This window comes from Scandinavium sp. NPDC088450, assembly GCF_044900545.1.
Lineage (GTDB): Bacteria > Pseudomonadota > Gammaproteobacteria > Enterobacterales > Enterobacteriaceae > Scandinavium.
Genome location: NZ_JBJDNI010000008.1, coordinates 169987 through 194282, shown reverse-complemented (window position 1 = coordinate 194282; position 24296 = coordinate 169987). Strand labels below are relative to the sequence as shown.

General features: G+C 56.0%; 29 protein-coding genes. 17 read left to right on the top strand and 12 right to left on the bottom strand.

The annotated features are described in order from the left end of the window. A partial coding sequence (locus tag ACI2I2_RS10070; protein WP_404657790.1) for a calcium-binding protein occupies positions 1-604 on the top strand: 604 nt, incomplete at its 5' end. A gap of 372 nt (positions 605-976) precedes the next feature. On the opposite strand, the gene ACI2I2_RS10065 is transcribed toward ACI2I2_RS10070, so the two are convergent. Next, complete coding sequence (locus ACI2I2_RS10065; RefSeq protein WP_404657789.1) at positions 977-1246, bottom strand: helix-turn-helix domain-containing protein; 270 nt, start codon at positions 1244-1246, stop codon at positions 977-979. Between the two features lie 222 nt (positions 1247-1468). Here ACI2I2_RS10065 and ACI2I2_RS10060 point away from each other — a divergent pair, with 222 nt between their 5' ends. Further along, positions 1469-1789: a helix-turn-helix domain-containing protein gene (locus ACI2I2_RS10060; protein WP_404657788.1), complete on the top strand. Its 321-nt coding sequence runs from the start codon at positions 1469-1471 to the stop codon at positions 1787-1789. Between the two features lie 154 nt (positions 1790-1943). Here the strand turns inward: ACI2I2_RS10060 and ACI2I2_RS10055 are convergent, their stop codons facing one another. The 9 genes from ACI2I2_RS10055 to fliE form a co-directional block, all read right to left on the bottom strand. Next, positions 1944-2201 carry a YjhX family toxin gene (locus tag ACI2I2_RS10055; RefSeq protein WP_404657787.1) on the bottom strand — a complete coding sequence of 86 codons (258 nt, stop codon included), beginning with the start codon at positions 2199-2201 and terminating at the stop codon, positions 1944-1946. Between the two features lie 228 nt (positions 2202-2429). Beyond that, a complete protein-coding gene (locus ACI2I2_RS10050; protein WP_404657786.1) occupies positions 2430-2858 on the bottom strand; it encodes a flagellar protein FlhE in 429 nt (142 codons plus the stop codon). Beyond that, positions 2855-4957, bottom strand: coding sequence for a flagellar biosynthesis protein FlhA (gene flhA / locus ACI2I2_RS10045; protein WP_404657785.1), 2103 nt, complete (start codon positions 4955-4957; stop codon positions 2855-2857). The genes ACI2I2_RS10050 and flhA overlap by 4 nt, the downstream gene beginning before the upstream one ends. Continuing rightward, a complete protein-coding gene (gene flhB, locus ACI2I2_RS10040; RefSeq protein WP_404657784.1) occupies positions 4957-6102 on the bottom strand; it encodes a flagellar biosynthesis protein FlhB in 1146 nt (381 codons plus the stop codon). Before flhB ends, flhA begins: the two co-directional genes overlap by 1 nt. An 18-nt stretch (positions 6103-6120) precedes the next feature. Continuing rightward, positions 6121-6762 carry a protein phosphatase CheZ gene (gene cheZ / locus ACI2I2_RS10035; protein ID WP_404657783.1) on the bottom strand — a complete coding sequence of 214 codons (642 nt, stop codon included), beginning with the start codon at positions 6760-6762 and terminating at the stop codon, positions 6121-6123. Positions 6763-6767: 5 nt separating this feature from the next. Further along, positions 6768-7154, bottom strand: a complete 387-nt coding sequence (gene cheY / locus ACI2I2_RS10030; protein ID WP_404657782.1) for a chemotaxis response regulator CheY — start codon at positions 7152-7154, stop codon at positions 6768-6770. Beyond that, positions 7144-8229, bottom strand: coding sequence for a chemotaxis response regulator protein-glutamate methylesterase (locus tag ACI2I2_RS10025; protein ID WP_404657781.1), 1086 nt, complete (start codon positions 8227-8229; stop codon positions 7144-7146). Before ACI2I2_RS10025 ends, cheY begins: the two co-directional genes overlap by 11 nt. Continuing rightward, positions 8226-9080, bottom strand: coding sequence for a CheR family methyltransferase (locus ACI2I2_RS10020; protein ID WP_404657780.1), 855 nt, complete (start codon positions 9078-9080; stop codon positions 8226-8228). The genes ACI2I2_RS10025 and ACI2I2_RS10020 overlap by 4 nt, the downstream gene beginning before the upstream one ends. 16 nt (positions 9081-9096) lie before the next feature. Next, on the bottom strand, positions 9097-9420 hold the full coding sequence (gene fliE, locus ACI2I2_RS10015) for a flagellar hook-basal body complex protein FliE (RefSeq protein ID WP_404657779.1): 324 nt from the start codon (positions 9418-9420) through the stop codon (positions 9097-9099). Positions 9421-9686: 266 nt separating this feature from the next. Between fliE and fliF the strand changes: the two genes are divergently transcribed. From fliF to fliR, 13 genes are all read left to right on the top strand, one after another. After that, positions 9687-11372, top strand: coding sequence for a flagellar basal-body MS-ring/collar protein FliF (gene fliF, locus ACI2I2_RS10010; protein ID WP_404657778.1), 1686 nt, complete (start codon positions 9687-9689; stop codon positions 11370-11372). After that, on the top strand, positions 11369-12355 hold the full coding sequence (gene fliG, locus ACI2I2_RS10005) for a flagellar motor switch protein FliG (RefSeq protein WP_404657777.1): 987 nt from the start codon (positions 11369-11371) through the stop codon (positions 12353-12355). Before fliF ends, fliG begins: the two co-directional genes overlap by 4 nt. After that, complete coding sequence (locus tag ACI2I2_RS10000; RefSeq protein WP_404657776.1) at positions 12342-13046, top strand: flagellar assembly protein FliH; 705 nt, start codon at positions 12342-12344, stop codon at positions 13044-13046. The genes fliG and ACI2I2_RS10000 overlap by 14 nt, the downstream gene beginning before the upstream one ends. Continuing rightward, positions 13043-14407 (top strand): flagellar protein export ATPase FliI, encoded by a 1365-nt coding sequence (fliI, locus tag ACI2I2_RS09995; protein WP_404657775.1) that lies wholly within the window; start codon positions 13043-13045, stop codon positions 14405-14407. The genes ACI2I2_RS10000 and fliI overlap by 4 nt, the downstream gene beginning before the upstream one ends. 28 nt (positions 14408-14435) lie before the next feature. After that, a complete protein-coding gene (gene fliJ / locus ACI2I2_RS09990; protein ID WP_404657798.1) occupies positions 14436-14867 on the top strand; it encodes a flagellar export protein FliJ in 432 nt (143 codons plus the stop codon). Further along, positions 14864-15901, top strand: a complete 1038-nt coding sequence (locus ACI2I2_RS09985) for a flagellar hook-length control protein FliK (RefSeq protein ID WP_404657774.1) — start codon at positions 14864-14866, stop codon at positions 15899-15901. Before fliJ ends, ACI2I2_RS09985 begins: the two co-directional genes overlap by 4 nt. Positions 15902-16031: 130 nt before the next feature. Next, positions 16032-16541 (top strand): flagellar basal body-associated FliL family protein, encoded by a 510-nt coding sequence (locus ACI2I2_RS09980; RefSeq protein ID WP_404657773.1) that lies wholly within the window; start codon positions 16032-16034, stop codon positions 16539-16541. A gap of 5 nt (positions 16542-16546) precedes the next feature. Then, positions 16547-17542 carry a flagellar motor switch protein FliM gene (gene fliM / locus ACI2I2_RS09975; protein WP_404657772.1) on the top strand — a complete coding sequence of 332 codons (996 nt, stop codon included), beginning with the start codon at positions 16547-16549 and terminating at the stop codon, positions 17540-17542. Positions 17543-17549: 7 nt separating this feature from the next. Next, positions 17550-17933 carry a flagellar motor switch protein FliN gene (gene fliN / locus ACI2I2_RS09970; protein ID WP_404657771.1) on the top strand — a complete coding sequence of 128 codons (384 nt, stop codon included), beginning with the start codon at positions 17550-17552 and terminating at the stop codon, positions 17931-17933. Beyond that, on the top strand, positions 17933-18307 hold the full coding sequence (gene fliO / locus ACI2I2_RS09965) for a flagellar biosynthetic protein FliO (RefSeq protein WP_404657770.1): 375 nt from the start codon (positions 17933-17935) through the stop codon (positions 18305-18307). Before fliN ends, fliO begins: the two co-directional genes overlap by 1 nt. Next, a complete protein-coding gene (gene fliP / locus ACI2I2_RS09960) occupies positions 18304-19050 on the top strand; it encodes a flagellar type III secretion system pore protein FliP (RefSeq protein ID WP_404657769.1) in 747 nt (248 codons plus the stop codon). The genes fliO and fliP overlap by 4 nt, the downstream gene beginning before the upstream one ends. 9 nt (positions 19051-19059) lie before the next feature. Continuing rightward, a complete protein-coding gene (gene fliQ / locus ACI2I2_RS09955) occupies positions 19060-19329 on the top strand; it encodes a flagellar biosynthesis protein FliQ (protein ID WP_404657768.1) in 270 nt (89 codons plus the stop codon). 2 nt (positions 19330-19331) lie between these two features. Then, positions 19332-20108: a flagellar biosynthetic protein FliR gene (gene fliR, locus ACI2I2_RS09950; RefSeq protein WP_404657767.1), complete on the top strand. Its 777-nt coding sequence runs from the start codon at positions 19332-19334 to the stop codon at positions 20106-20108. A gap of 314 nt (positions 20109-20422) precedes the next feature. On the opposite strand, the gene ACI2I2_RS09945 is transcribed toward fliR, so the two are convergent. Both ACI2I2_RS09945 and ACI2I2_RS09940 read right to left on the bottom strand, forming a co-directional pair. Then, the gene (locus ACI2I2_RS09945; RefSeq protein ID WP_404657766.1) at positions 20423-20947 is read right to left on the bottom strand and encodes a hypothetical protein; all 525 of its coding nucleotides are present in this window, start codon (positions 20945-20947) and stop codon (positions 20423-20425) included. Beyond that, the gene (locus tag ACI2I2_RS09940; protein WP_404657765.1) at positions 20913-21728 is read right to left on the bottom strand and encodes a transcriptional regulator; all 816 of its coding nucleotides are present in this window, start codon (positions 21726-21728) and stop codon (positions 20913-20915) included. The genes ACI2I2_RS09945 and ACI2I2_RS09940 overlap by 35 nt, the downstream gene beginning before the upstream one ends. Before the next feature lie 664 nt (positions 21729-22392). On the opposite strand from ACI2I2_RS09940, the gene ACI2I2_RS09935 reads away from it, so the two are divergent. After that, positions 22393-22881, top strand: coding sequence for a DoxX family protein (locus ACI2I2_RS09935; protein WP_404657764.1), 489 nt, complete (start codon positions 22393-22395; stop codon positions 22879-22881). 129 nt (positions 22882-23010) lie between these two features. Beyond that, the gene (locus ACI2I2_RS09930; RefSeq protein ID WP_404657762.1) at positions 23011-24192 is read left to right on the top strand and encodes a methyl-accepting chemotaxis protein; all 1182 of its coding nucleotides are present in this window, start codon (positions 23011-23013) and stop codon (positions 24190-24192) included. Positions 24193-24296 lie beyond the last annotated feature (104 nt).

The following is a 24296-nucleotide window of genomic DNA, read 5'->3' as shown; positions in this document are numbered from 1 at the left end:
CACCTATCTTTTCCGCTCCGGGCACGGTCAGGATTCCATTTCCGACAGCAGCAGTACTGACCTCAACACTCTGGTCTTCGAAGGGGCATCGTCTGACCGGCTGTCCATGGTCAAATCCGGCAATAACCTGGTTATCTCTGCCTACGGCAGCGATGACTCCGTCACCCTGAACAACTACTTCAGCAATTCCATTTACCGCCGCTTCAGTGTCGTCTTTGATGACAAAACCATCACTCAGGAAGAGCTTCCAGAATTTGTTACCGACGTACTGGCAGAAAATAGCGCGGTATCATTAACAAGCGTTCATAACATGACAGCAAACGTAACAACTGAAGAGATACACGGCGAATCAGTAACATTGTGGTTTAATCAGAAGAGCGATCTTTCGGATACAAATAATCAATGGGAGACCAACAATAAACAGGCTGGAGCACTTTCACCCGCCAATGACCAACAATACGATGCAACCGACACAACGTCGCAGCTGCAGCAATTAATCGGCGCCATGGCATCATTTGGTTCACCGGAAATTGGTTCAGATATGATGACAAACTCTCAGCAACTTACCAGCAGTGATAAAACCTGGTTAACAATACCGCAGTAACGCTGATAAGCATCCCTTAGCATCATCTTAAGAGATTGAGCAGGTATGACGTATTCTGTATTAGTGTGATTACCAGGGCGATACCGACGGTATAATTACCAGGCGATTTTGACGCAACCAGATTATCAGTCTCTAATCGCTCCATCAAACAAACGGCCATCAGGCCGTTTGCTGTATTGATTTTGCTCTGGCGATACGTAAAGTCGTCGAGTTCATATTAAGCAATGTCGTGGTTTACTGAATTTTGCCACCTTACAGAGGTGATATGCTCACCTCGGAACAACACTGGTGACCCTAATGAAAAGAAGAAATTTCAACGCTGAGTTCAAACGCGAATTCACCCTATTGGTTATTGATCAAAACTAGCTTCCATCAGATCCCATTCCCTTCAGACCCCTTCCCACGCATCAACCCAAGCCGCTCCACCAACACCCCATCCCGAAAGTAACGGCTAGGCCAAATCACCGAAGGGTGAACGCCCAATGCCTCGGCGATTAGGTATTCCCCTTTGGGCCATGGGCGTGTCAGCGCGTTCGCTAAGGTTGATGAACTAAGCCCGGATGCTCGCGATAGCGCGGCGAGTGAGGTTCCTTTCTTACGTAAACAGGCAATGATATCGGCCTGATGCCAGTCATTTGTCATGATTCCCTCCTGACGATAAAAAGTTATGTGTTTGGCTAACAGGCTGATGCTACGTAATTCGTAGTGTGATTGTCATCTTTAAAACTACGTATTTCGTAGTTATGCGATCGACACCTGATCTCTGATGAAACTCGGTGTAACAGGGAGTTATGTGGAACAGTGATGAGATTGCTACGTTTCTCGTAGTATCGACAACACCTAAAAGCTACGACTATCGTAGCTATGAATGAATCCGCTTCTTATCAATCCATCTTTTGTGAGCGCCTGAAATCGGCGCGACTGGCAAAAGGTTTATCGCAGAAGAAACTCGGCATCCTTGCGGGGATAGACGAGTTTGTCGCGAGCACACGAATCAATCGATATGAGAAAGGTGTCCATCAGGCAAGTATCGAAGTGGTTCACCAACTTGCGAAAGCGCTCGATATCCCGCTCGCCTATTTTTATACCGAAGACGACGATCTGGCACTGTTGTTGATGAGCTGGAAGCAGATAGATTCCGAGACGAAAAAGAAACTTCTGGCATACCTAACAGCAAACTCGTAAGGCCCCACCTCAAGGGGCCCACCAATTCAGTACTCACCCATCCCTCACATCACCAAAATCAAACCACTCCCAAGCCGCAGCGATCATCAGGTCACAATCGCAGATGGCGTACGGATGGTCGAACCGCCACCCGTCGACAGTGAAGAAGCTCCCCTCAACGGTTATCCAACTGAGCACGTACATTGTTCAGCCCGCTGGTGTTGATGCGGTACGGCTGGCCGTTGACGGATTTGATAAGCTTCTTGGTCCTGAGTTTTTTGAAGACGGCGAGCGTGCAGTCGCTGAGCAGCATCCCTTCGCGGGTGTAGCACTCAACGTGGGTGATGCGACCGGAGGTGTCGCGGCTATGGATAATGCGTCCGCCCTTGGCGAGGACGTGCAGGGTGCGTTGTTCCTGTCGGGAAATATTCATACTGGAAATGCCTGTAATCAACATGTGCAAAAACGTGCCAACACCCGCAGGTGTGTGCGTAAGGTTTAAGCGCAGCGATAATCAGTCCGACCGGGGAGGTCGTGAAACTGACTATCTTTAGATTACATTCTCCAGCATCAGGCCTCAGAGTTGGGCTAGGAAACAACGCCGGAATCATAACATTGATGAATGCAAAAACCAGCGTAATCTCCCTGATATGTGAAGGGGTTAACCCTTTGCGGCGTGTAGGGAAGGCGTACGGTAATGCACCGTCACCGCATTACGCGTCACCGTCAGCGCCGGGCTCACCGGGCCGCGTACGGCAATCACATACTCAAATTCGAACGGGCCGTTGGCCGGGAATCCTGCGGGCAGGGTGATTTCCCCGGCGAGTCCCGGCAGCTTGAGGCAGCGCGTGCCGTGGCAAACTTTGGCTTCAAAGCCCACTGGCGCGTGGCGGTCGGTGTGGATTTTCCAGGCGAGCCGTTTGGCGACTGCGCCTTGCGGCAACGGGGAAGAAACCTTCACCGGCTGGCTTCTTAAAGGCTGTTTGCCCAGCGTCAGCGTGCCGCCAAAACTCTGGCTGCTCCACGAACCGTCGGCTGCCATCGCCGTGGTTGAGGCGAACAGCAGCGCCAACAAGCCCCGGTGAATCATGCTTTGCCCCCAATCACCCACGTCATGCGCACGTTGCGCTGGGTGTTGATCTCCTGGCTGGAAAGCACCGCCATCTGCGGGAACAGGCGACGCAAATAACGCGACAGCATCAGGCGCAGGGAAGGGTTCACCAGCAGCACCGGCGGCGCGCCGAGCCCTTCCTGGTGCATCAACGCCTGCTCGGTCTGCTTCATCAGGTTCTCGGCGATGCCTGGTTCGATGGCGCTGCCGCTCTGGGTAGCCTGCACCAGCAACTGCTCCAGCGACAAATCCAGCCCAATCACCTGAATATCGTCTTCGCCCGGGAACCACTGCTGCGTGATGGCGCGAGAGAGGCGAGCACGCACGCGGGCCGTCAGCTCATCCGCATCACTGTTGTTAGTCGCAAACTCCGCCAGCGTGTCGATGATGGTACGCATGTCACGGATCGGCACGCGCTCAGACAGCAGGTTTTGCAGCACTTTGTGCAGCGTGGTCAGGCTAATCACGGCAGGGATCAGGTCTTCAATCAGCTTCGGCGACTGCTTAGTCAGCTGGTCCAGCAGCTGTTGCGCTTCCTGGCGGCCGAACAACTCGTCGGTGTGGGTCGCAATCAGGTGGTTAAGGTGCGTGGCGACAACCGAACTCGGGTCGACCACGGTGTAACCGAGCGTCTGCGCCAGTTCGCGATGCACTTCATCAATCCACAGCGCAGGCAGGCCAAACGTCGGTTCGGCGCACGGCGTGCCCGGCACTTCACCTTCTGCACAGCCCGGGTTAATCGCCATCCAGCGATCCGGTTGGATCTCGCCGTGCCCAATCTCCACGCCTTTTAACAGAATGCGGTAGCGCGTTGGCGGCAGGTCGAGGTTGTCACGAATGTGCACCGCAGGCGGCAGGAAGCCCATCTGCTGTGCGAATTTTTTACGGATGCCGCGCACGCGAGTCAGCAACTGGCCCTGTTGTTCATGGTCCACCATCGGGATCAGGCGATAGCCCACTTCCAGGCCGAGCGTGTCTTCCATCTGCACGTCAGACCAGGTGGCTTCATTCACCTGTGCCGCTTCGGCTTTGGCCATATCCGGATCGTCGCTGCCCGTGCGTGCTGCGCCGGGTTTTTTCGCTTCAAGTTCACGGCCACGCAGCCACCACGCCAGCCCCAAAAGGCTGACAGTAAACAGCAGGAACACAAAGTTCGGCATGCCGGGGATCAGGCCCAGCAGGCCGATAACGCCCGCAGCCAGCGCAATCACGCGCGGGGATGAGAACAGCTGGCCGACCATCTGCTCGCCCACGTCCTGCTCGTTCACCACGCGGGTGACGACCACACCTGCGGCGGTGGAAATTACCAGCCCGGGGATCTGCGCAACCAGGCCGTCACCGATGGTCAGCAGGGTGTAAGTCTCACCCGCCATGCCCGCCGACATGTCATGCTGCATCACGCCGATGATCAGGCCGCCGATAATGTTGATCGCCATGATCATCAGCCCGGCGATCGCATCGCCGCGCACGAATTTACTGGCCCCGTCCATCGAGCCGTAAAAATCGGCTTCCTGAGTCACTTCTTTGCGACGGCGCTTGGCTTCTTCTTCGCCAATCAGCCCGGCGTTGAGATCGGCGTCGATCGCCATCTGTTTGCCCGGCATCCCGTCGAGGGTGAAGCGCGCGCCCACTTCGGCGATACGCCCGGCCCCTTTGGTGATCACCATAAAGTTGATGATGATGAGGATCACGAAGACGATGATGCCGATGGCAAAGTTGCCGCCTACCAGGAAGTGCCCGAAGGCCTCAACCACCTGGCCCGCAGCCCCGGCACCGGTGTGGCCGTGCATCAGGATCACACGCGTAGACGCCACGTTCAGCGCCAGGCGCAGCAGGGTGGAAAACAGCAGCACGGTCGGAAACGCGGAAAACTCCAGCGTGTTCTGGGTAAACATCGCGACCAGCAAAATCATGATCGACAGCACGATGTTAAAGGTGAACAGCAGGTCGAGCACGAAGGTCGGCAGCGGCAGGATCATCATCGCGAGGATGGTCATGATCAGCACTGGCCCAGCCAGCACCTGCCACTGGGTCTCCTTCATGTTCGGTAATCGTAATTTGGTGGCGATATTGGCCATCACTCTCTACTCTCTTGTGCAAAATCCAGCCCCGCAGGCACTGGCAGATTTTTCGGGGCCAGCGGGCGTATGCCGTAGCCTTTACGCCAGCGACGCAGGCCGTAAACCCAGGCCAGCACTTCCGCTACCGCGTTATAAAGTTCAGTGGGCACTGGCGCGCCGGGCTCGCAGTGGCGATACAACGCACGCGCCAGCGGTGGGGCTTCAAGCATCGGAACACGGTGTTCTTCCGCCAGTTCACGGATGCGCAGCGCAACTAATCCTGTGCCTTTTGCCACCACAATCGGCGCGCCCATGCTGCCTTCCTGATACTTCAGCGCCACCGAGAAGTGGGTCGGGTTATTGACTACCACATCGGCCGTCGGCACGTCGGTCATCATTCGGCTCTGCGCCATCTGGCGCTGCATCTGGCGCACTCGCGCTTTGATTTGTGGGTCGCCTTCCTGATTTTTAAATTCATCCTTCACTTCCTGACGGCTCATGCGCATCTTTTTCAGGTTGCTCCAGATCTGATAGATAACGTCAAACGCCACCATCGGGATCAGCGACAGGATGATCACCAGCATGCAGTTAATAAGCAGGCTGCCGATATCGCTCAGCGCCATGCCGAGCGGTTCGAACACCAGCCCGATAAATTTGGCCTTGTTGAGCAGCAAAAACGTGCCGCCGCCAATGCCCGCCAGCAACACTTTCAGAATGGCTTTCAGCATCTCCGAGAGCATCTGCGCCGAGAACATGCGTTTGATACCGCTCAGCGGGTTAAGCTTTTTGGCGTTAAATTTGATGGCCTTACCGCTCAGGTTCAGGCCGCCAATCATCGGCGGTGCCGTGACCGCGGTGATAAACAGGCCGCCGACAAACGGCAAGACAGCCAGAAAGGCCATCCCTAATAAAGAGGAAGCCTGATGCAGCATCTGCTGCGGGTCGCGCACCAACAGGTGGTCGAAGGTCAGCCCGTTGTGCAGCAGGTGAAGCAGTTTCTCCACCAGATAGTCGCCCCCGGCGACCACCAATCCCCAGCCAACCAGCAGCATGGCGAGTGTGGTCATCTCTCGCGAACGGGGGATTTGCCCCTCTTCCCGCGCTTTCTGTTTTCGGTGGGGTGTGGGGTCTTCCGTTTTTTCGTTATCGCTTTCCTGGGACATGGCGCACGCCTGGTTTCATCAGAAACCGAGGGACTCCAGCAGGTCATCAACCTGTTCCTGAGAAGCGACAATCCCTTCCACGGTGGTGTTGATTTGCGGGCCGTTTTTCAGCTTCGTATCCGCTTCTTCCGCGCCGATTTCGCGCTCGCGCATGTTTTCAACCAGCACGCTGATAAGCTCTTTTTCCACGGTTTCGATAACCAGCATCAGGCTTTGCAGCACCTGTCCGGTCAAATCCTGGAAATCCTGCGCCATCATGATTTCGGTCAGCTGACGGTTGGTCTGCTGGGTGACATCCGGCACCTGTTGCAGAAACGCGCGCGTCTCTTGCACCAGTTCGCGGGCATCATCCAGCGGCTGCGGTTCGGCAAACCAGGCGTCCCAGCGGGTGCTGAGCGCCGTGGCGTTGTCGCTCAGGCCGTCCTGCAACGGGCGCGCAGCTTCGACGCTGGTCAGCGCCCGGTCTGCGGCCTGAGAGGTTTTACCGACCACATAGTTCAGTCGGTCGCGGGTGTTCGGAAACGCGTCCGCCACTTCCATGATGGCTTCTTCCAGCCCGAGGTTCGCCATGCTGTTACGCAGCAGGCGAGTGAGCTGCCCGATGCGTAAAAAGAGGTCTTTGGTGTGCTCGGCGGATTGCATATTGTTCTGCGTCGTCATGGCGGTCATCCCAGTTTTTCGAAGATTTTGCTGAGCTTTTCTTCCAGCGTGGCAGCGGTGAACGGCTTCACGATGTAGCCATTCGCACCCGCCTGCGCCGCGGCGATGATGTTCTCGCGCTTAGCTTCAGCGGTGACCATCAGCACCGGCATTTTGGCCATCACCGGGTCCTGACGAAGGGTTTTCAGCAGCTCCAGCCCGTCGATATTGGGCATGTTCCAGTCGCTGACCACGAAGTCGAACTCCCCGGCGCGCAGCTTGTTGAGCGCGTCCTGGCCATCTTCGGCTTCTTCGATGTGCTTGTAGCCCAGATCCTGCAACAGATTACGTACGATACGTCGCATAGTGGCGAAGTCGTCGACCACCAGAAAACGCAAATTTTTATCCGACATGGGGTTTCTCTCCTGAACGTCGTGAGTCGGTATTGTCTTGTTTTTTATGGGTAAAGCTGTCCAGCAGATGCTGGCTAATCTCATCGAGATCGACCACCTGCTGGGCGGCACCCAGCGCGATGGCTTCTCGTGGCATACCAAAGACCACGCAGGTGGCTTCACTTTGTGCCAGGGTTCTGGCCCCGGCGTTTTTCAACTGCAACAGCCCGCGCGCGCCGTCGCTGCCCATTCCGGTCAGAATGGCGGCGCTGGCGTGCCGTCCGGCCTGTTGCGCCACGGCGTTAAACAACACGTCGACGGAAGGGCGATGGCGATTAACCGCAGGGGTTTCGCTCAGCTTGACGATGTACCCCTTGCCGTGACGGACGATTTCCATGTGCCGGTCGCCCGGTGCAATCAGCGCTGTGCCAGGCAGAACAGGCTCGCCGTCTTCCCCTTCGCGCACCGCAATCTGGCATAAGGAATCCAGGCGTTGCGCGAACGAGCGGGTAAACCCGGAAGGCATATGTTGAGCAATCACGATCCCCGGGCAATCCACCGGCAGCGGCATCAGCACGCGGCGCAGCGCTTCGGTGCCGCCCGTGGACGATCCAATGGCGATAATGCTTTCCTGATCCACGCGAATCCCGCGCAGCGTCGGTTTTGGCGTGTCACTTTTGTGGCTGCTATTGAGTCTCGCATTGGCCGCAGCGCGAATTTTTTCCGCAACCTGAATGCCCCAGCTGTCCAGATCGCCTGCGATTCGGTGATCCGGTTTCGGCAGAAAATCCACCGCGCCATGCTCCAGCGCGGTGAGCGTGGCCTGCGATCCTCGGGTGGTCATAGAAGAAATCATCACCACCGGCATCGGGCGCAGGCGCATCAGGCGGGCCAGAAATTCCAGCCCGTCCATGCGCGGCATGTCGATATCCAGCGTCAGCACGTCCGGGTTGAGCTTTTTGATCAGCTCACGGGCAATCAGCGGGTCGGGCGCGGTGCCGATCATCTCCATATCGGGCTGGCGGTTGATCACCGCAGTGAGCATGTTTCGCATCAGCGCGGAATCATCCACCGCCAGCACACGTATCCGGTTCAACGCGCGGTCTCCGTCAGTTCATACACCGACTGCCCACGCAGGCGCAGCGGCAGTTGCGGGTGGCTGAAGTGCTCCGAATGCCCCACGAACAACAGCCCGCCGGGTTTCAGCAAGCGGGTGAAGCGCTGAAGCAGACGCAGCTGCGTCTGTGCATCGAAGTAAATCATCACGTTGCGACAAAAAATGGCGTCGAACGGGCCAGGCACCGACCAGTTAGCTTCCAGCAGGTTGAGCTGCTGGTAATGAATGCTGCTCAGTAGCTCGCGCTTAACCTTCACGCGTTCGCTGTTGTCGCCCGCGCCGCGCAGGAAGTAGTGGCGTTTTTGCGCCAGCGTCAGCGATTGCAAATCGCTCAGGCGATAGACGCCCGCTTCCGCTTTGGTAAGCACATCGGTGTCGATATCCGAAGCCCAGACGCGCGGCCCGGCGACGCTCGCCCCGAGGCACTCATCCAGGGTGATGGCAATCGAGCAGGGTTCCTCGCCCGTCGAGGCGGCGGTACACCACACGCGATAGCCATTGGGCCGCTGACGCGCATGTTCCGCGAGCACCGGAAAATGGTAAGACTCGCGGAAAAAGGAGGTCAGGTTGGTGGTCAGCGCGTTGATAAACGTCTGCCACTCCGGGTGCTCGGCGTGAGATTCCAGAATGCTCACGTAATCGGTGAAGTTATCCAGCGCCAGTTCGCGCACCCGGCGGGAGAGACGATTAAAAATCATCTCGCGCTTTTGCGCATTTACCACAATACCGGCGCGTCGGTAAATTAATTGTCCGATACGTTGTAATTCATGATCCGTTAAGCTCAGCGTATTCCGCGATAAACGAACAGAAGTGCCGTTAATTTCACTCATAGAATAGCGACAGGCCTTATACCGGAGTATTCATAATTTCCTGATAGGCACTCAGCATCTTATTACGTGCCTGCACGCCAAAGCTGAAGGAAATAGAAGATTTCTGCATTGACAGCATCACGTCATTCAAACCAATATCGCTGCTGCCGGACATCCACTGCTGAGTGGTATTTTTCGCGTCGAGCTGAGTTTTATTTATTTCGTTGATGCTGTTAAATAAAACGCTGGAGAACGACGGCGCGTCATCCTGAGTGCCCGCGCGGACTCTGCTCTGGCCGCCGACTTGCTGCGCCTGGGTTTGAATCTGATCGAGTACGCCACGCATTAATGTTGCTGACATTATTCCCTTCCTGCATTAATAAAGAAAAAGCGGCAATGTATTGCGCATCTTTTAAACGCCGACAGCTTACCACGCGGGTAAATCCGGCAGAAAATCCGATAAGCTGACATAACTTTGAGCTTATTTATCCTTAAAAAAAACCGCTTCCAGTCGATAATGCCCGCCTGAAAAATTCTCTCAAATTTCAACTCGTCGATATCAGTTCGCCATCACGGGTGAATTGACGCGCCTGGTTCAGTGCGTGCTATTTCTTACAGGATTACGGCATGAGTGCCACATTAAATGGTTTAACGAATAATCCGGCAGAGCGAATGAAATCCGCACTGTCATCGCTGCGCGGGAGCCCGAAACTGCTGCTGGTCATTTGCGCGGCGGCGGCGTTGTCGGTCCTCATTGCGCTGATGTTCTGGGCAAAAGAACCGGCGTACCGCGTGCTGTTCAGCAATATCAGCGATGAAGACGGTGGGGCGATTGTCGCGCAGCTGACGCAAATGAATGTGCCTTACCGCATCGACGCGCCGGGCGGCGTGATCATGGTGCCGGAAGGTCAGGTGCATGAAGCCCGCATGAAGCTGGCCCAGCAAGGGTTGCCGAAAGGCGGTTCCGTGGGCTTTGAGCTGCTGGACCAGGAAAAGTTTGGTATCAGCCAGTTCAGCGAGCAGGTGAACTACCAGCGCGCGCTGGAAGGCGAACTGTCTCGCACCATCGAAAATCTGGGGCCGATTCAGACTGCACGCGTGCATCTGGCGGTGCCGAAGCCGTCGATGTTTGTGCGCGAGCAGAAATCGCCTACCGCTTCTGTCACCGTCAATCTGATTCAGGGGCGCACGCTGGATGACGCTCAGGTGGTGGCTATCACGCATCTGATTTCCAGCGCGGTCACCGGGCTGCCTGCGGAAAACGTCACCATTGTCGATCAGCGTGGCAACCTGCTGACGCAAAGTGGCTTACGCGGCCTGCAAACCTCGCAGCTGAAATACACCACGGAAATTGAAACGGATTATCAGCAGCGTATTCAGCGCATTCTTGCGCCGCTGGTGGGTGACAGCAACATCCGTGCGCAGGTCACCGCGCAGGTCGATTTCACCCAGCAGGAACAGACGCAGGAACAGTATCAGCCGAACTCTGATCCAGAGAAAATGGCGATCCGTAGCCGTCAGGCAAGCCTGGCCGAGCAGGGCAATGGCCGCACGACGGGCGGCGTACCGGGCGCGTTGAGCAATCAGCCACCGGCACCGGCAACCGCGCCAATCACTCAGCCGCTCAACCAGAATAATGCTGCCAATGCTGCTGATAAACGCCCCACCCAAACGGGCGGACGCGAAACGGCACAGCCTTATAACAACCGCAGCGACGAAACCACCAACTTCGAAGTGGATCGCACGCTGACGCACATCAAATCGACCACGGGCCGTATCGAGCGTCTTTCCGTTGCGGTGGTGATTAACCATTTGCCGCAGGGCGAAGAGGGCAAAAGTGGGCCGATGAACGAGGCGGAACTGGCGCGAATTAACTCGCTGGTGAAAGAGGCGATTGGCTTTAGCGCCGCCCGTGGCGACAGCGTCAACATCATGAATTCGCCGTTCAACGGCGTGGTGGAAGAACCTTTGCCACCGTTCTGGAAACAGGACCGTTTCTACGCCTTGCTGATGTCCATCGCGCGTTATCTGGTGATTGCGATTATCGCCTGGGTGATGTGGCGCAAGCTGGTGCAGCCAGCCTGGCTGCGTCATCAGGAAACCAGCCTGCGTCGTCTGGAAATGGAAAAAGAAGCCCGCGAAGAACAGCTGGCCGAGAAGAAGCGCGCCTCCGAGAAAGAAGCTCGCGAACGTGCTCAGCAGCGTGTCGATACCGAAATGAATACCCAGCAGCTGCGTGAGCTGGCTGAGCAGGAGCCACGAGTGATCGCCCTGGTGATCCGCCAGTGGATGAATAAGGAACTCAAATCATGAATGCCTCCGAAAAAAGCGCCATTGTGATGCTGACGCTGGGCGATGAGCTCGCCGCCGAAGTGTTCAAGCACCTGAATGCTCACGAGGTGAAGCAAATCAGTAGCTCAATGGTCAACATGGCCGGGTTTACCCATGACCAGATGGCGACCGTGTTGCAGGAGTTTAAAAACGACTCCAACGAATACGCGGCGCTGAGCCTCAACACCAACGATTACCTGCGCAGCGTGCTGATCAAGGCGCTGGGCGAAGAGCGTGCGTCGTCGCTGCTGGAAGATTTGCTCGACACCCATCAGGGCACCAACGGCATCGAAACGCTCAACTTTATGGAGCCGCAGTCGGTGTTTGACCTGATTCGGGAAGAGCACCCGCAGATCATCGCCACCATTCTGGTGCACCTGAAACGTAACCAGGCGGCAGACGTGCTGGGCAAATTCGACGACCGCGAACGTAACGACATCATGCTGCGTATCGCCACCTTCGGCGGCGTGCAGCCAGCGGCGTTGCAGGAACTGACTGAAGTGCTCAACAACCTGCTACACGGGCAGAATCTCAAGCGCAGCAAAATGGGTGGTGTTCGTCCGGCGGCCGAAATTCTCAACCTGATGAAATCGCAGCAGGAAGAAGCGGCGATCGAAGCGGTGCGCGAATTCGACGGCGAGCTGGCGCAGAAGATCATCGACGAAATGTTCCTGTTCGAAAACCTGGTCGAAGTGGAAGACCGTTCAATCCAGCGCCTGTTGCAGGAAGTGGAAAGCGAGACGCTGATCATCGCCCTGAAAGGCGCCGACGAAGCGCTGCGTCAGAAGTTCTTCCGCAATATGTCTCGTCGTCAGTCCGATCTGATGACCGAAGATCTGGCGTCGCGTGGCCCGGTTCGTCTGTCTCAGGTGGAAGCCGAGCAGAAGACTATCCTCAACGTGGTTCGTCGTCTGGCCGAAGCCGGCGAGATCCTGATTGGAGGCAGCGACGATGCCTACGTTTGATGAGCACAATGCGCCACAGTGGCGCAGCTGGCAGCCTGAGAATCTGCTGAACGACACGCCAGATTCGCCGCTGCCAAACCTGGCGGATGCGCCGTCTGAAGAGCAGCTCAAAGCCGAGCTGGCGCGGCTTCGTCAGCAGGCGGAACAGCAAGGCTTTAAACAAGGCGTCAGCAAAGGTCAGGAAGAAGGTCGCCAGCAAGGCTATGAAGCGGGTTTGCGTGAAGGCCGCGAAGCCGGGCTGGTGCAAGGGCTGGCGCAGGCCGCCAGCGAACAGCAGGCCGTGCTGCGTCAGGCGCAAGGCTGGGTCACGCATTTCAGGCAGAATCTGGATAACCTCGACAGCCTGATCCCCGGCCGTCTGGTGCAACTGGCGCTGGCTGCGGTTCAGCAGCTTTATGGCTCCGTCAGCATGGTGGATAACACCGCGCTGGTGAAACAGATCCGCACCCTGATGAAACAGGATGCGCTGCTGCACGGCACCATCCAGCTGTACGTTCACCCTGATGAGCGCAGCAAAGTGACCGAAGCGCTGGGCGAAACACTGCTGGCGGCGGGCTGGGAATTGCACAGCGATCCGCTGATTGCGGCGGGCGGCTGTCGCGTGGTGTCGCCGGATGTCGAGTTTGACGCAAGCCTGGAAACCCGCTGGCAGACGTTGTGCGGCCTGGCTCGCGAGGAGCTGTCGCAATGAGCGAACAGTTAAAAAGCTGGCTGTCTGCCATCGACCGGGTCGAAGCGCGTTTTGACGAACTGCAGGACTTTCGTCAGTACGGGAAGCTGACCCGGGCGACCGGGCTGGTGATGGAAGCGGTAGGGCTGAAGCTGCCGATTGGCGCGCTGTGCATCGTGGAACGTCAAAGCAGCCAGGGCATCACCGCCGTCGAAAGCGAAGTGGTGGGGTTTAACGGACAAACGCTGTACCTGATGCCGCTGGAGCAGGTCGACGGCATTTTGCCAGGCGCACGTGTTTACGCTCCAGAAGCCGATAACACCACCGGCAAACAGTTGCCCGTTGGGCCGCATTTGTTAGGGCGTGTTCTGGATGCGCAGGGCCGTCCTTTGGATGGTCGTGCCGCACCAGGCAAACCTGCGGCGGGCTTGTTTACGCCCACGCTTAATCCTTTGCATCGTGACCCGATTAAAAACGTTCTTGATGTCGGCGTTCGTGCCATCAACGGCTTGCTGACGGTCGGGCGCGGGCAGCGCATGGGCCTGTTTGCTGGTTCCGGCGTGGGCAAAAGCGTGCTGCTCGGCATGATGGCGCGTTACACCACGGCAGATGTAATTGTGGTCGGGCTGATTGGCGAGCGTGGACGCGAAGTTAAAGATTTCCTTGAAAATATTCTCGGCGAAGAAGGCCGCGAACGCGCGGTGGTGATTGCCGCTCCGGCAGACGTTTCGCCCATTCTGCGTATGCAGGGCGCGGTGTACGCCACTCGTATTGCCGAAGATTTTCGCGATCGCGGGATGAACGTCCTGCTGATCATGGATTCACTCACCCGCTATGCGATGGCGCAGCGTGAAGTGGCGCTGGCGATTGGCGAACCTCCGGCTACCAAAGGCTATCCGCCTTCTGTTTTCGCACGTTTGCCTGCGCTGGTGGAACGCGCCGGAAACGGCATGCCGGGCGGTGGGTCGATCACCGCGTTTTATACCGTGCTGACCGAAGGCGACGATCAGCAAGATCCGATCGCCGATTCCGCGCGTGCGATCCTCGACGGGCATATCGTTCTGTCACGTCGTCTTGCGGAAGCGGGGCATTATCCGGCGATCGACATTGAAGCGTCGATCAGCCGTGCGATGACCGAACTGATCCCCCATGAGCAGTACCGCAAAGTGCAGCGCTTCAAACAGCTGCTGTCGACTTATCAGCGCAACCGCGATCTGGTGAGCGTGGGCGCGTATGTGAAAGGCAGCGATCCGCTGCTCGACCAGGCGATCAACGACTATCCGGCGCTGGAAGCGTTCCTGCATCAGGCGATTCACGAACGCAGCCGTTACGAAGAGGCCATTGCCGGGCTGAACGGCCTGTTCCCGACGCTGAACAACTAAGGGTGGAGCGATGAAAGTCAAAAATCCCATGGTGATGCTGCGCGAGATGGCGGAAGAAACGCTGACCAAAACCACCCGTACTTTGGGTAGCGTGCAGCAAACGTTGCAGGATGCGGTCAGCCAGCATCAGCAGCTTCAGCACTACGAGCTGGAATATCAGCAGTCTTTGCGCAAAGGCATGATGGGCAGCGGCATGTCGGTGGCGGATTTGGTCAACCATCAGTCGTTTATTTTGTCGCTCAATCAGGTCGTTAAGCAGCATGAAAACCACGTCGATCGCTGCGAAAAAGCGGTCGACCAGGCGAAAGCCCGTTGGATCAAAGACAAGCAGCGCCTGAATGCGTTTGAAACGCTGATCGTGCGGCGCGAAACGGCGCAGGCGCTGGTGCAAAGCCGTCATGAACAAAAAATGATGGATGAGTTCGCCCAGCGAGCCGGACAAAAAAGAGAGAGATTATGAAGATTGATATCACCACGCTGTTGGCGGGTGAGGCAGGAGCACCGCCCGCACTGGAAGCGTTGTCGGGTGAAATGTTCAATCTGGCGCTGGAAGAGAAGCTGGCGGAAATGGGGCTGGTGATACCCGCTTTGGCGGTGGACGTTCAGACTCCTCAGCCTGAGGCCCTGCCAGTGGAGCAAGCGCAAATTGACGCTGAGCTGCCTGTCGACAATGCGACGGTGGAAGAGGCGTTAACCCCTTTGCAGAGCGAAGGGAAAACCTCGCCGCAGTGGCAGCTTCAGCAATTGGTCACCCGTAAAAATGCAGAAACATCGCCTGCTGGCGTACTGAAAGCCCGCCAACCTGTTCAGGCGGAAGCCCCACTGGCTGCTGGTGTGGCAGGGGAAAAACGAGGCAAAGCCGTCGCGACGGATAAACCTCTCACCCTGGCAAGCGTGGCGGAAAAAGCCCCTGTATCCATGCAGACCAGCGTTCAGCCGCCGCCTGTGGCTCAGGACATCAGTTCTGTAGAAAGTACGCCGCCACTGGTAGCGACAACGACTGCAATGCCCGCCGCGATGCGCCCAACAGCGGCTCCGGTTATTCCGACTGTAGTGACGGTGAATCAGCCTCCGCAAACGCCTGAGTGGCAGCAGTCGGTGAGCCAGCATATCGTCACCTTCAGCCGCAACGGCATTCAGAATGCGGAAATTCGTTTGCATCCGGAAGAGTTAGGTTCGCTGCACATCACGCTGCGACTCAATCAGGAGCAGGCGCAAATTCACATTGTCAGCGAGCATGCGCAAGTGCGCCACGCGATGGAGCAGGCCATGCCGCAGCTGCGTAGCGCGATGGCAGAATCCGGCGTGCAGTTAGGCCAGACCAGCGTCAGCGCCGAAAGCCCGTTTGGCGGATCAGGGACGCAGGACCGGGAAAGCGCAGGTCAGCAGCAACAGGCTCATGCTGATGAAAATGGAGTGAGTGATGAGGAAAGTGTTCCGGTGTTGTTAACAACTCAACCGGGAAATGTTTATGGAATAAATACCTTTGCCTGAAGTGCTGAAATAGCTTCAGGAATGAAATTTTATCCCCTGATTATTCAGCTCATTAAATGGACTACAATACCCGCCATATTTACCCGAGAGAGGACAGTGCCGCCTCTCTTATTGACTGAGTTAATGCTTAATGAGTAACAAAAATAAAAAGTCCGCCACTGGCGGAGGGTCTCGCTCGCTTCTGACAACGTTGATGTTCCTGATTTCTCTGGCGGCGTGCGGCTTTGCGGGCTACCTCTTCTGGGAGCTGAAATTCGCCAAACCTGAGGTGCTGGCTGCGGTTGCTGAACCCGACCAGGCCCCGCCGGTGGCGGTGAATGTCGAACCGCTGTATGTGTCGATGAATACTTTTACCGTCAGTTTAAAACCGACGGCCAATGAATCTGACCGGGTGATGTTTTTAGGTATTTCCGTGCGCCTGGCCGATCAGCAATCTTTATTATTGCTGGAAAAGTATTTGCCAGAATATCGCAGCCGCCTGTTTATGCTGTTAACTCAGCAAACTTATGAAGCCTTATCGACCGATGAAGGAAAAACGCAATTAATTGCCAGTCTGAAAAATGAACTCAGCAAGCCGCTCGCCTATAACCAGACGATCCGCCCGACTGATGTCCTGATTAATGAATTTATTCTGCGGTAACTATTATGGCTGACAGTTTCTTATCACAGGATGAGATCGACCGCCTGCTCAATGCCGATAACGAGAGCAGCGACGATCACCACGGTAGCCATCATGTGGATGCGGGCATCAAGCCTTACGATCCGCATACCCAGCGCCGGGTGATCCGCGAACGCCTTCATTCGCTGGAAATTATTAACGAACGCTTTGCCCGTCAGTTTCGTATGGGGCTGTTTAACCTGTTGCGTCGTAGCCCGGATATCACCGCGGGCAACATCAAAATTCAGCCGTATCATGAGTTTGCCCGTAATCTTCCGGTGCCGACCAACCTGAATTTGCTGCACCTGAACCCGCTGCGCGGCACCTCGCTGATGGCGTTTTCGCCGGGGCTGGTGTTCATGGCGGTCGATAACCTGTTTGGCGGAGACGGGCGTTTCCCCACCAAGGCCGATGGGCGTGAGTTTACGCCGACCGAGCAGCGCGTGATCCATCGCATGCTGAGTATGGCGCGGGAAGCGTACGAATTTGCCTGGAGCTCGATTTATAAAATCAAAACGGAATACATCCGTTCTGAAATCCAGGTGAAGTTTACCAATATCACTTCGTCGCCCAACGACGTGGTGGTGACCACGCCTTTTTCGGTGGAGATTGGCTCGCACCGTGGGGAATTCAATATTTGTATTCCCTTCAGCACTATCGAGCCGCTGCGCGAGCTGCTGAGCAACCCGCCTATGGACAACTCCCGCCATGAGGATTCTCACTGGCGCGGCATGCTGGCAAGCCAGATGCGGGAAACCGAACTGGAGCTGGTGGCCCGTTTTGCGGATGTCAGTACCCGGCTGACCAACGTGATGAGCATGAAAAAAGGCGACGTCATCGGCTTAGACAAACAAGAGTTTATTTCCGCAAGCGTCGGCGGGGTGCCGGTGTTCACGGCGAAATATGGCTCAGTTAACAATCAATACGCGCTGAAAGTCGAACAGATGATTCAGCCGGCATTACATTTATTAAACAAGGAGTAATTTCCCCATGAGCGATATCCATACCTCGTCGGGCTCTGAAGACCCTTCCATCGATAATCTTTGGGGCGACGCACTGAGTGAGCAACACGCTGCGGGAAATACCGACTCAATGGCTGTTCCTCAATTTTCTGAAGAGATGAACCTGATTCTGGATATTCCGGTCAAAATGACGGTGGAATTAGGGCGCACCAAAATGACCATTAAAGAGCTGCTGCGCCTGAGCCAGGGCTCAGTGGTGTCGCTGGATGGCCTGGCCGGTGAGCCGCTGGACATTCTGATCAACGGCTACCTGATTGCGCAGGGTGAAGTGGTGGTGGTGTCGGATAAATTCGGCATTCGTATCACCGACATTATTACGCCGTCTGAGCGCATGCACCGCCTGAGCCGCTAATGAACGCTGTAACTTCTCCTCTCGCCGCGGATTCTGTGCTGATGACGGTAACGGGTGCGCTGGTGTTGATCATCCTGGTGATGGTCGCCCTGGCGTGGCTTTTCCGTCGTAGCGGGCTGAATAAACGGCTGAACGATGCCAGCCATGCGATGACGCTGGTCGCCAGTCAGTCTCTTGGCACTCGCGAGCGCGTGGTGCTGATGGATGTGGGCAATCAGCGCCTGGTGCTCGGCGTGACCGCCACGCAGATAACCTGTCTGGCAACACAAGAACGGCCTGCGCAAGAGACAGAGGTTGCAGTGGCTTCGCCCGTGGCCTTCTCGGCCATGCTCGATAAATTCCGTCAGAAATACCGCCAGGACGCTGAATCATGATTAACCGTCGTTTTCCGTGGCGGCTATTACTGGGCGCCGGGCTGCTGCTGCCTGCGTTCAGCACGCTGGCGGCCAACAGCGATATTCTGCTCGCCAAACCGATGGGCGAAGAGGGCTGGTCGCTGCCGGTGCAGACGCTGGTGCTGCTCAGCGGCTTCACTTTCATTCCGGGCGTGCTGCTGATGATGACCGGGTTTACCCGCATCGTTATTGTCCTCGGTCTGTTGCGTAACGCGCTGGGCACGCCGACGGCACCGCCAAACCAGGTGCTGATTGGGCTGGCGCTGTTCCTGACGTTTTATGTGATGTCGCCGGTCTTCACGCAGATTTACGACAAGGCCTGGCTGCCGCTTCAGGAGAATAAAATCACCATGGAAACGGCGCTCGGCGAGGGCGTGAAACCGCTGCGTGCTTTTATGCTCGATCAAACCCGTGAAAGTGATTTGGCGATGTTTGCCCGGATGGCGAAATCGGAGCCGATTGACGGGCCAGAAGCAGTGCCGTTAAGCATTCTGGTGCCTGCGTTTGTCACCAGCGAGCTGAAAACCGCGTTCCAGATTGGCTTCACCATTTTCATTCCGTTTCTGATTATCGACCTGGTGGTCGCCAGTATTTTGATGGCGCTCGGGATGATGATGGTGCCGCCGACCACCATTGCGCTGCCGTTCAAACTGATGCTGTTTGTGTTGGTGGACGGCTGGCAACTGCTGTTGGGCTCGCTGGCCCAGAGCTTCTACAGTTAGGACACAATTATGACCCCTGAAAGCGTGATGGTGCTGGGTATGCAGGCCATCAAAGTTGGGCTGATGGTCTCCGGGCCGCTGCTGCTGGTGGCGCTGGCGACCGGCCTGATCATCAGTATTTTGCAGGCCGCAACGCAGATTAACGAAATGACCATGACCTTCATCCCCAAAATTTTGATGATTGTCGGCGTGGCGGTGGCGCTTGGGCCGTGGATGATGAAAATCTACATCGAATACACCCGGGCGCTGTTCGCCAGCATTCCCTTCGCGATTGGCTGACGATGTTTGGCCTGCCTCTTGAGCAGCTTTACGGCCAGCTCAGCCATACTTTTTTCATCATGGTACGCGTGGCTGCTTTGCTGCATGTCGCGCCGATATTCAGTGAAAAGAGCATCAGCGCGCGTGTGCGTGCGGGGCTGGCGCTGCTGATTGCGCTGTTGATTAGCTCAAGCGTGCCGGATGCGCAGGTTGGGCTTTATACGTGGACCGGCGCGTGGGTGCTGGCGAAACAGGTGGTGATTGGCGCGGCGATGGGCCTGATGCTGCAATTGATTTTTGCGGCGGTACGTCTGGCGGGGGAGATAATCGGCATGCAAATGGGCCTCTCATTTGCGACCTTTTTTGACCCCGGCACCGGCAACAGCCCGGTGATTTCGCGCTTCCTTAACCTGCTGGTGACGCTGCTTTTTTTGGTCTTCAACGGGCATCTGTGGCTGTTGGGTATTCTGGCCGAAACGTTCCACGCGCTGCCTGTCAATGCTGCGCCGTTGCACGCCGGGGGATTTTTATATCTGGTCAGCCAGGCCGGATTAATCTTCAGCCAGGGGTTGATGCTCGGGCTGCCGATTATTTCCCTGTTACTGTGCATTAACTTTACCCTCGGTTTGTTAAACCGCTTAACGCCACAGCTCTCTATTTTTGTGGTCGGCTTCCCGTTAACGTTAAGCGTGGGCATGGTGGCGTTGTTCTTAATTGCCCAGACCCTGGCTCCTTTCTTCGAACGCCTGATGGCGCGCATCTTCGACAATATCGGCGAGCTGATCCTGTCCTTTTCCTGAGCGTGAAAAACAGCGGCTTCGCGCTGCGTTTGTTGCCGATTTATTCATCTGCGTCTACATGTTTAAGAATAAAAACAGTATTCACAGCAGGCGGTCGCGATGGTCAGAACAATAACCTTTATTATTATGTGAGATATTTCCCCAGTGGCTGCCAGTCTGAACCTGGCGCTTATTACCACTCCTTCAGCTTACGCTGCCTGTAATGACACTTCCCTAACCAACGATCTGGATAATCAGCATCGCTCTGATTATGCCGGCACGCTTGGCTTGAGAATTAACTGGTGATCCCCGGCTAACTGCACCGGGGAACCGGGTCAGTCAATACAGGCGACACGCGCCACGGTTTCGGTGCCTGTCGCCAGCACTTTGCCGTCGAGGATATACAGCGAGGTGGTGCCCGTTTCGCCATTGCTGATTTGCGGGAAGATATTGTCCGTTACGTCCTGATCGCTGCTCTGATCGCCCAAACGGCGATGATGCCCGGTGACGGTCATGTGCAGCAGATTGCCGGAAAACTCGCCTTCAAACTGCACTTCACGCTGAACCGGAATGGGCGGCTGGCGCGGCTTGTCATCGCTAAAATGCGCAATGCTGCCGGTGAAGGTGATTCTGCCTTTGTTCAGCCCCTCGCGGAATGTCCGGTAAGTGCCGCGCGTTAGCGTGACGTTTTCATCGTCCTTTATCGCGTAAAAAGAGACGGGCGAAATGCACTGGGAGGTCAGCGGCGTGCTGAACCAGGCGTACACCGCTGAGCCTATGATGGCCACAATAAACCCGGCCAAAAACAGCATCGTCAGCGGCGATTTAATAAAAGCGAAAATAGAACGACTCGCAGTCATTGTTCTTGTCCTGAAACGGTTGTTGGCAGGCTATCAGCCCCAGATGTTTTTTCGTTTTATCGTCAGCTAAGGTGACATACAGCACGTGTGCGGGGTTTTCTTTGGGCCGCCGGTTGAGCACGTGAGTGGCGTAGGTTTGCAGCGTGGCTTCGATGGTCGCCTGTTGGTTGGTTTTATCCTCCGGCACCAGCACCACGGTGTTACGCGGAATGCCCGGGCCGTTCCAGCGGGTAAAGGAAATTTTTACCGGCGTAACGATATACACGTTGTGCAGCACCGTAGAGACGATCACCCCCGCAATAATGCCGCAGAGTGCCGCTATCAGGTACTTGTAACGCTTCTTTCGCGGGGCTTTCACCGCCGGTTGCAACACGTCGGGTAGGGGCTGAGGGTGAGGCTGAGGAAAAACGGCTGGCACTTCGGGGAGGGGTTGGGGAGGCAGTTCGCTGACGGTATCGTCACGTACAATTAATCGATAGCCGCTGCGGGTGACCGCCAGCAGCGTGACGGTATCCTGGAGATCGAGAGTATTGAGCGCCCGGCGAAGTTTGTTGACCATCACCCGCACGCTGTTGTCTGTCACTTCCACGCCAGCGCTGCGCCAGCCGATATCCATTAATTGTTCCTGAGAGAGTACATCACCTTTCGCGTCCACCAGTGCCTGCAAGCACAGGCAGGCGGAGGCGGGCAAGGTGACGCTCTCTCCGTCCCGGGTTCGGGTCAGCGTCCGAGTCTGCATATCCAGCGTCACTGACAATCCAATTGCAATGTTGTTGAGCATAGTTTTTTGATTCTTCTAATGAGCCTTTTCGGTGTTCAGGTGAGCATTGATTTTATTAATCGCTGTGGCCGCACGTTGTTAACGCAGCGCGCGAGCCAGCTTTTTATGACTTACATCGTCTTTTTTCAACCACCCCAACAGGGTAGTCACAACATTATTAAGGTTATTAATTTCGCTGGCTGAAAGTTTCTTTCACTCCAGAAAGGTCCTGCTCACCGTTAATAAAGTTAACACTCCCCTTTGAGGATGGACAATTGAGCCATGCGGCGCAAATAATACCATTAAAAAAAACGGGGTAAATCCCGCTGAACACTATAGCTGGCGCGGATTCAGATAACCTGAAGAAGGGTGAAGTGGGTGTTTACTCACCCCTGGCATTAAGAGGGTGCTAACATTTTCGTACGAAAGCGTGTGGTGAATAGTCCACCGATAATACGTACATTATCTTTCACTAAATTAATATTAATTAACAAAAGCCATTTTGTTATTTGTGGTTATTATTTCGCAAATTGCCGGGGCAGAGGTTGCGCCAGGCGGCCTGCAAACTATACTGGGCCAAAATTTCAGACCCCATTAATACATTTTTTCTTAAGTGTGGTGAGCACTTACGATTTCAGATAGCAGCGCTTTTCGGCGAGCTATCGGATATTTACAAGGAGCGTACATGTTTATCTTTCGGCGAGTGATTCAGACCTCAGACGCTATTTCGACCTTTCCGCTGACGCTGTCGCGTATCGCGCTTGGGCTGTTTTTCTTCGCCTCCGGCTTCAATAAACTATTCGTTTTTGAAAACCAGCAGCTGATGCTGGAAACGCTGGTGGATGCCGGAATTCCCTTTCCCGCAGTGATGGCAGTGTTTGTGGCATTTTGCGAATGTGTGATCGGGTTAACACTGGCGATGGGATTACTGACTCGCCTGAGCGCACTGGTGCTTTTCATCATCAGCACGGTGGCGCTGTTGACCGTTGGGCTGCACACCATTCCGCAAGGGATCAACCTGCTGACGTGGTACAGCTGGCTGCTTTATCTGCCGGAAACGTTGTACATGCTGTTATGCCTGATGCTGATGGTATACGGCGGCACGTATCTGAGCCTGGACGGCTGGCTGGCAAAGAAATGGCTCAACGCCCGTAAAATTGTTTTCGTCCACTAAGCCTCTGGCTGCGCTGCAAAAGTGCGCGGTTATTGGCGGTTCAAGCTGCGTATTTCCCCCTCCCTCCCATAATAAAATAACCCTGTAAGGGCAGCGCTGTGCTGCCTATGAATTCACAGGCGTTATGCAATGTTACTGACCGTTATCGCGATTATTCTCGTTGTCGCTCTGCTGGTGGTTATCCAGTACGGAGTGATGCCCCATTTCATCAAATCGGAAGGTGAGCGCTTGCGCCACCAGGTGGATAAACTCGCCACCGAACTGCGCGAGCAGCTCGACCGGGTTGAAGCGCAGCAGCGCTCAATGACCGAAAGCGTGGTGACGCTGAAAAGCTACGCGCTGGATAAATCCTTGCCGGACGGCAGCGATGCTGATGTGCAGGCGAGCGTGGAACGCAACTTCTTCAACGCGCTGGTTAAAGAGCTCGGCGACAGGCTGGGCGGACGCATCTGGATTGTCGACACCTCCGGGCGAATCATTGGCGAAGCCGCAGGCGCGGCCAATATGCAGTCGCTGAGCGATATGGACTTGCCGATGGCGATCCCGCTGCGCACGCTGCTGGCACAAAGCGGGGAAGGGATGCGCCAGACGCGTTTTCGCACCGCCAGCGGGGAACACACGCTGATTGTGCAACCGGTGGCTGAAACGCCCTGGCTGTTGGCTATCGACATTCCCAGCCGCCATCTTGGCGAGCGTCCTCTGGGCGGGCTGCATCACCCCTGGCCGCTGGCGACGCTGGTGCTGGTGTCCACGTTGACGCTGGTGCGCAGCCTGAATCAGCACCTTTCACGTTTACAGCAAGAACTGCCTGCGCTGATGAAAAGCGAATCTCAAGCGCTACGGGAACAACACACCCAACTGCTGCCGTTGATGGATGAAATGGGCGAGCAGGTGCAGGCCATCGCCAGCGCGGCGACGGTGGTGGCGCAAAAAAATGAAATGCTGCTGCAGGTGCCGGAAGAAAATGCCAATCGGGTAGCGATGTTGACCGAAAGCGTAGTCGGCATAGTGCAGGCGATGAATGCACTGCAACAGGCGGCGCAGCAAATTGCTGACAGCACCGGCAATCTGGTGCCGCTCGCCAGCCGCGCCTTTAGCTTTACGTTGCACGATGAAGAAAGCGTGTTTGCTGTCGAAGCCCGTAATCTGGCTCAGCGCTGCGCCCGTTCTTCTAAAGAGCTGCGCGCGCTGGTGACGGATGCCATGATGCAGGCGCAAAACAGTGCTCCGGCAGGCGGGCAGAGCAACAATGTGTTGATTGAAGAAGTGTATACCGTCGCCAATTCTCTGACCCAGAAGACCCGCGGTTAACGTTTGAGTGTGTGCCGGGTGGCGCTTGCGCTTACCCGGCCTACAAAAGAAGTTAGTGTGTGCCGGGTGGCGGCTACGCCTTACCCGGCCTACTGGGTAATGAA